Below are 6561 nucleotides of genomic sequence, written 5' to 3' on the forward strand. Positions count from 1 at the left end.
ATGCTCACGCGCCCTTTCTCAGCTTTCGTCGCCATAGAAGACCCACCACTTGGAGGTTGCGAACAGCACCAGAGTGATCAGCATGATCACAATAAAGATGATCCAGGAAATGGCGCTGGCGTAACCCATCTTGAAGTAGGAGAAGCCTTCCTTATACAGTTTCATGCCCAGCACATAGGTAGCCTTCATGGGGCCGCCATCGGTGATGACAAAGGCAGAGGTGAAGTTCTGCAAAGCCTGAATGGTCTGCATGATAAGGTTGAAGAAGATGATGGGGGTGATTTGCGGAACGGTGATGCTGAAGAACATCTTGACCTTGCTTGCGCCGTCAATCTCGGCAGCTTCGTACAAATCTGCCGGAACGTTTTTCAGCGCGGCCAGGAACATGACCATGGAAGAACCAAACTGCCAGATCTCCATCATGCAGATGGTGCGCAGGGCTTGATTGGGGTCGCCCAGCCACTGTACGTTGGGCAGGTGCAGGGTGGTCAGGATGGCGTTGATAACGCCGTTATCCATGAACATGATCTTCCACAGCAGAGCAACAGCAACGCTGCCGCCGAACAGGGACGGAATGTAGTACAAAGTACGGATGAGGTTGATGCCTTTGATGTCACGGTTGAGGAACACCGCAACAGCCAATGCCATAACCAGCTTGCCGGGCACGGTGTACAACGTGTAGGCCAGGGTAACTTTCAAGGAGTTCCAAAACTCATTATCCATGGTGAACAACTGGATGTAGTTGCTCAGGCCGGTGAACGAGGGGGTGCCGGTGATTTTGTAGTTGCAGAACGAGTAAACCAGCGAGCTTAAAAACGGGTACAGCTGCAGGACCAGCATACCGATGATCCACGGGGCCAGATAAGCAAACGCCGCGTAATCGCGCTTGGTATAGTGCTTGATTTTGGTTTGTTTTGTCATAGGATCACACCTCTTTGGAAAAAATCCGCCTTTTTACTGGTGTAGCTGAAAACAAAGAAAATGACGGATATTTCGCAAACACAAGCAGGATTTAAGGCAAAGAGCCGCAGGAATCCTTTGTGGATTCCAAGGCTTTTTAACGCCAAATCCGGCTGTGTTTGTAGAAATAGACTATATTTTCGACTTTTCAGGTACACTTTAATAAAACGGATGCCTCGGTGGGAGACACCCGTTTTTGATGTTCGCTGAGGTTTACTGGGCGCTGATGTAGCTGGAGAGCTGATTGTACATATCGGATGCAGCGCTTGCGGGGTCGGTGGTGCCGTAACCGACAGCCTCGATGGTATCAGCAATGATCTGCTTGGATTCCGGTGCGGAGGAGTACTTGTCGTTGGTCAGGCCGCTGTAGCCGCTGGCAATGTTGGCGGCGGTCATCATGTTCGGGTCCAGGGTACCGTCTTTTTCGCAGATTTCACGGGCCTTTTCCGTCGGGGGAACACTGCGCACGCAGGCCAGGGTGCTTTCGGCGTCATCGCTGTTAAAGAAGTAATCCAGGAACTTCATGGCTGCTTCCGGAGCCTTGCAGGTGGAGGTAACTGCCAGGACCTGCGGGCAGTTGCAAGCCCAGCCGTTGTCCTTAGCGCCGTCCAGCAGGGGCAGGTAGCCGGTGCCATAGGTTGCGCCCTCATTGGCGGCGGTCATAACATTGATGGTGGAGATGTAAGCGAAGGTGCAGACGTACTTGCCAGCGATCCAGTTGGGGTCAGACTGCAGGTCGTCGTTGCTGTAAGCGGAAGAGTAGGAAGCCGGTGCGCAGACATTGTTGTCGTACAGTCTCTTAACGAGATCCAGGCAGTTCTGGATATCTTCCTCGGTATAATTGAACTCTTTGGAGTCAGCGTCAAAGATGGTCTTGCCGGTCAGCTGCTTCATGTAGGTAAAGAACACCAGGTTGGTCACATACTCTTTGTTGGTGCACAGCAGGTAGGTATCGGGGTCTGCTTCATGGACCTTTTTGCCCCATTCAATGAACTGATCCCAGGTGTACTGGGTGTTGAAGTCGATGCCGTACTTTTCGGCCAGCTCTTCGTTCACAACCAGTGCCGGGCCGGCAATGCCGGTGGGCAGGCCCAGCTGCTTGCCGTCATAGTTACCATTCACGCGCAGGCCAATGTAGTTGGGGTCAAAGTTGGAAAGATCAAAGTCGTAGTCCTTGTAATCCAGGAAGTAATCGCCGGTGGAAACAAAACTGGGCATCGTTTCGGGGTCAATCTGCACGATGTCGGCGGCGGTGCCGGATGCCAGCTGGGTTGCCAGCTTATCATGGTAGCCGTCAGAAGAGCCATACTCGGCTTCGATCTTGATGTTGGGGTTTTCTTCCATGAACTTGTTGATGACTTCCATGGTAGCGTTGGCGCGCTCATCGCCGCCCCACCAGGCAAAGCGCAAAGTCACCTGTTCATCGCTGGAAGTGGAAGCTGCGGTGCTGGTAGAGGCAGCGCCGCTGGTGCTGTCGGCTGCCGGGGCTGCGCTGCTGGCAGCACTGCCGCCGCATGCGGCCAGAGATAATGCCATGCTGGCGGCCATCATACCGGCCATAAGTTGCTTTTTCATATTGTTTTCCTCCTTCTAAATCGGCCCTTTTCGTCGAGCCTTATCATGGTTTTATTATAATTTGTTTGGCAGATTTATAAAAGGACTCACGCTTGCTAAAAGGATTCATCATTTGACACAAAACGCCGGGCAGGTATCATCTCTTGCGTTTTGGCGCAATTTAAGATACCTGCCCGGCATTTTATTATTCTGTTTTACCCGTTTGCGGGGCATCCGGGGTGTATTTTTTGTACGGGATGCAAAACGACACGCTGGTGCCAAGGTTTTTTATGGAACAGATGCGCAGCCCCGTTTCCTCCGGGTAGCGCAGGCGCAGGCGGCGGTCCAGGTTGGTCAGCCCAATACTGCGGCTGTTGCGGTCCGCAATGCGTTTGCGCAGCGCTTCCAGCTCTTCCCTTGTCATGCCGTCGCCGTTATCGATCACACGCAGGTTCACCTTATCGCCAATGCGGCGGGCGCGCACCTTCATGTAACCGCGCTCGTTGCCGCGCAGGGCGTGCAGCAGGCTGTTTTCTACCACGGGCTGCAGCATCAGGCGGAATACCTCGGCGTCCATCACATCGTCGTCCACTTCATAATAAATAATAAAGCGGTCCCCAAAGCGGTAGTGCTGCACTTCCACATATTTTTTAAGGTAGTCCAGCTCTTCCCGCAGGCTGACGCTCTTTTGCGGGTTGGTCAGCGAATACTTTAGGATATCCGATACATACCCCACCACCGCGCTGATGCGCCCATCATCGTTCAGCTTGCGGGCTTCCATATCCAGCGTTTGCAGGGTATTGTACAAAAAGTGGGGGTTGATCTGCAACTGCAGGGCGGTCAGCTCGGCGTTCTGCTGGCGGTACTGCTTTTCTTTCAGCTGGATGTTCAGGTAGGTGTTGTTCAAAAACATCATCAGGATGTTGTTCATGATAACGTCATATTCATCATTTACCTTGCGCTGGGGGCGCTGGATGGTGCGGCCCGCCTCGGCATCCTCAAACATCTGCAGCATCAGGTTGATCTCGTCAAAGCTGCGCTTGGTGTTGACGTATGCCAAAAACACAATGGCGTACAGCGCCACAACCGCCATCAGCAGCAGCGGCATCAACCGTTCGCCCAGGTTTTCCAGGATCATGGCCCGGTCAATGGTAGATACGATGTAGAAATCCGGGTTCTGGTAGCTTTGCCAGTTCAACAGGCAGTCCCGGTCATCCAGCTTGATCCAGAACTCGTGCTCCTGTTCCGCCGTGTTCCCTGCCCCGCTCAGCGTTTTGCCCATCAGGTTTTGCAGCTCTTCCGTCGCGCCTGCGTCCCCTGCCTTTGCCAGCAGACGGCCGCTGCCGTCAACCAGGTACAGGTGCTGGTTATCGGACGGGCGCAGCACGGCAATTATTTCCTGCAAGTGGCTGATGTTCAGGGTAACGGCCACACAGCCTTCCATCGTCAGCATCCGGGCGCACACTACCAGCTGCCTTCTCTCGCTGGCTTTGCCTGCGTTCACCACCACCGGGGCAATGCAGGTACGCTCAGCATCCGACATAGAGGAATACACGCTGTACCAGCCGCTGTAATCATCCGCCGAAAGGTTGACCAGCCCGCTGGACGTCAGCGCACGGTCGTACCCATCTATATAGATCAGAACCGAATCCACGTAATCATACGCGTTGGTCATGCTGTTCAGTGAAGATACCAGGCTGCGCAGGTAGATGGCATCGGTGTAAGAAAGGCTTTCCCTTTTCAGAGCTTTGTTCAGCACCATGTTGGTGCGGGTCATGCCGGTCATGTAGCTGTTCTGCGCCAGGACCGAATCCAGCACCAGCGAGATGTTGGAGCGCACAGCCTCAATACCGCGCTCATTGTCCTGCGTCATACGGTGCATCTGGGTCACAAGGGTCATGTAGGTGGTAACGGCCACCAGCAGCAGCGCCGGGATCAGCATGACCACCACAAAGTTCCACATGCGCTTCAAAAAGAACTTCCGCTTCATTCCCTTCATAGCGCGGCACCATCCAGGCGGGATTTGCGGTATTCCGATGGGCTCTGCCCATAATACGCTTTGAACGCACGGGAGAAGTTTTTGGGGTTATCGTACCCGACATAATAGGCAATATCGTAGCTTTTATAGTGGATATCCGCCAGCATCTCACATGCTTTTTCCATCCGCGTCTTGAGCAGCAGCTCCGAAAAGCTGGTTCCGCTTTTTTCCTTGAACACGCGGGAAAGATAAGCCGGACTCAAGGAAACCTTGGCCGCGGCTTCTTCCAGCGTGGCAGTGCGATAATTATCTTTTAAGTATTGCTGCACATCGTACACGATCTGGTCGTAATAGGCCTTGGGGGCGGTTTCCTGCACGGCGCTGCGGGCATCCAGCCGGGCTTTGACCTTTTCAAAGCATTCCAGCAGGGCGCTGTAGGCCACCGGTTTCATCAGGTAATCCGCCACGCCGTTTTGCAGCGCCGCGCGGAAGTATTCGTAATTGCTGTAGCTGCTAAAAAATATTTTCTGGATGTTGGGGTATTCCATCAGCCGATGGCTCAGCTCCAGGCCGTTCATATCCGGCATTTCAATATCGGTCAGCACCACATCCACCGGGTTTTCGGCAATATATTGCAGGGCTTTGCGTGCGCTGGTGAACACCTGCACCACCTCGAACCCAATGTTCTGCCAGGGGAACAGCTGGGCCATTCCGCTGGCAATCTTCTCTTCATCATCAATAATAATCAGTTTATACATCTTGCAGCCCCCATCCGTGTTCAGGGCAAAACCGTTCTTTCTGCCTGCCCTTACACTGGGGCAGACTACCACTTGTATACCAGTATAAAGCCTTTTTGCCCCAAGGGCAAGACAAAAATCGCGGAATGATGGTTAGGGCAATACCGCATAATTCCCGCCTTACGGCTTAAGCACCGCTCCGGCGGCTGCCGCACCTCGCTCGCCGTATCGGCACTTAGAATTATGCGGTATTGCCCTAGCTTTTTGCGTATTTTGGGGATACTGTTTGGCGGTTTTGGGGCGACTTTTCAGATACACCCCAGGATAGGGGGTTGAGCGCTTCATTAGGATCGGCGGGTAGCTTTTATTTTGCGAGTGGGTGGTTCGGACGGGGGAACATTCTGGATTTTTGGTGGTTGGAATGATGTCCTGGGATGGATTTTTGTGCAGGGTGGTAGGACGGATTTTTCCCTGCAGATTATTCTATCCCACACATCCACCCCATAAACAACCTGTGGGGCGGGATTTCCCCTTCCCGCCGCGGAGAACCTTGTTGGTTTGTGTTGTGCCCGCTAAAATATTTGCAGGAGACGATGCTTCTCTTGAGGGCAGTTCCCCGCGGGGTGGAAAGATGCCGCGGAGCGGCGGAGAGGACCGGGCGCTGTTTACACCTGTCACCACAAATGCTTGAAGGGTGAATTCCACAGGCTGTCTCTAGGGTGTATCTGAAAAATTCATGTTTTTATGCTGCCCGATTTCCGCGGCGTCCGGCAGTCATTTTCTCCTTGCTACTAACCATTCCGCATTTATCTTGACTGTCTTTCGCCGATGCGAAGGTAATAGGCAATACCGCATAATTCTAAGTGCCGATATGGCGAGCGAGGTGCGGCAGATGCCGGAGCGGTGCTTAAGCCGTAAGGCGGGAATTATGCGGTGTTGCCAATATTTTCTCAAGTTGCAGGCCATCTACTATTGCTTAAATCGTCGAATTATTCCCGCTTGGTTTCCAAAGAGATTCTCTGTACCGAAATACAAATTGTATTATTTAATAAATTTAATACAAAAATAGCGTTGTATTCCCGCCATTTCACATCACGTTTCCACGTTTTTGTCTATCAAGCAACATGCCAACCTCTGCCCTAGCTCGCTCCATATCAACTTTCGCCTTTCTCCCTATCCCGCCAAATCCCATCGTTTGGTCGGCTGTTTTAATTCCAAATCGTATAATACAGCTCATATATGCCATTTTGTTTTTAGGCAATACCGCATAATTCTAAGTGCCGATACGGCGAGCGAGGTGCGGCAGATGCCAAGCCAAAAGCGCAGATAATA

4 protein-coding genes are annotated in these 6561 nt (G+C 52.6%); all 4 read right to left on the bottom strand.

Features of this window, described 5'->3' with window-relative positions; all coding sequences use genetic code 11:
• Nucleotides 1–18 precede the first annotated feature (18 nt).
• The 4 genes from C4885_RS09615 to C4885_RS09630 all read right to left on the bottom strand — a co-directional run bounded on the left by C4885_RS09615 (nt 19) and on the right by C4885_RS09630 (nt 5250).
• Nucleotides 19–921: a carbohydrate ABC transporter permease gene (locus tag C4885_RS09615; RefSeq protein WP_114000126.1), complete on the bottom strand. Its 903-nt coding sequence runs from the start codon at nt 919–921 to the stop codon at nt 19–21.
• 252 nt (nt 922–1173) lie between these two features.
• Nucleotides 1174–2535: an ABC transporter substrate-binding protein gene (locus tag C4885_RS09620; RefSeq protein WP_114000127.1), complete on the bottom strand. Its 1362-nt coding sequence runs from the start codon at nt 2533–2535 to the stop codon at nt 1174–1176.
• 184 nt (nt 2536–2719) lie between these two features.
• Nucleotides 2720–4513 carry a sensor histidine kinase gene (locus tag C4885_RS09625; protein ID WP_114000128.1) on the bottom strand — a complete coding sequence of 598 codons (1794 nt, stop codon included), beginning with the start codon at nt 4511–4513 and terminating at the stop codon, nt 2720–2722.
• Nucleotides 4510–5250, bottom strand: coding sequence for a response regulator (locus tag C4885_RS09630; protein WP_114000129.1), 741 nt, complete (start codon nt 5248–5250; stop codon nt 4510–4512). Before C4885_RS09630 ends, C4885_RS09625 begins: the two co-directional genes overlap by 4 nt.
• Nucleotides 5251–6561 lie beyond the last annotated feature (1311 nt).

The sequence above is a fragment of the Subdoligranulum sp. APC924/74 genome (assembly GCF_003324125.1).
GTDB lineage: Bacteria > Bacillota > Clostridia > Oscillospirales > Ruminococcaceae > Gemmiger > Gemmiger qucibialis.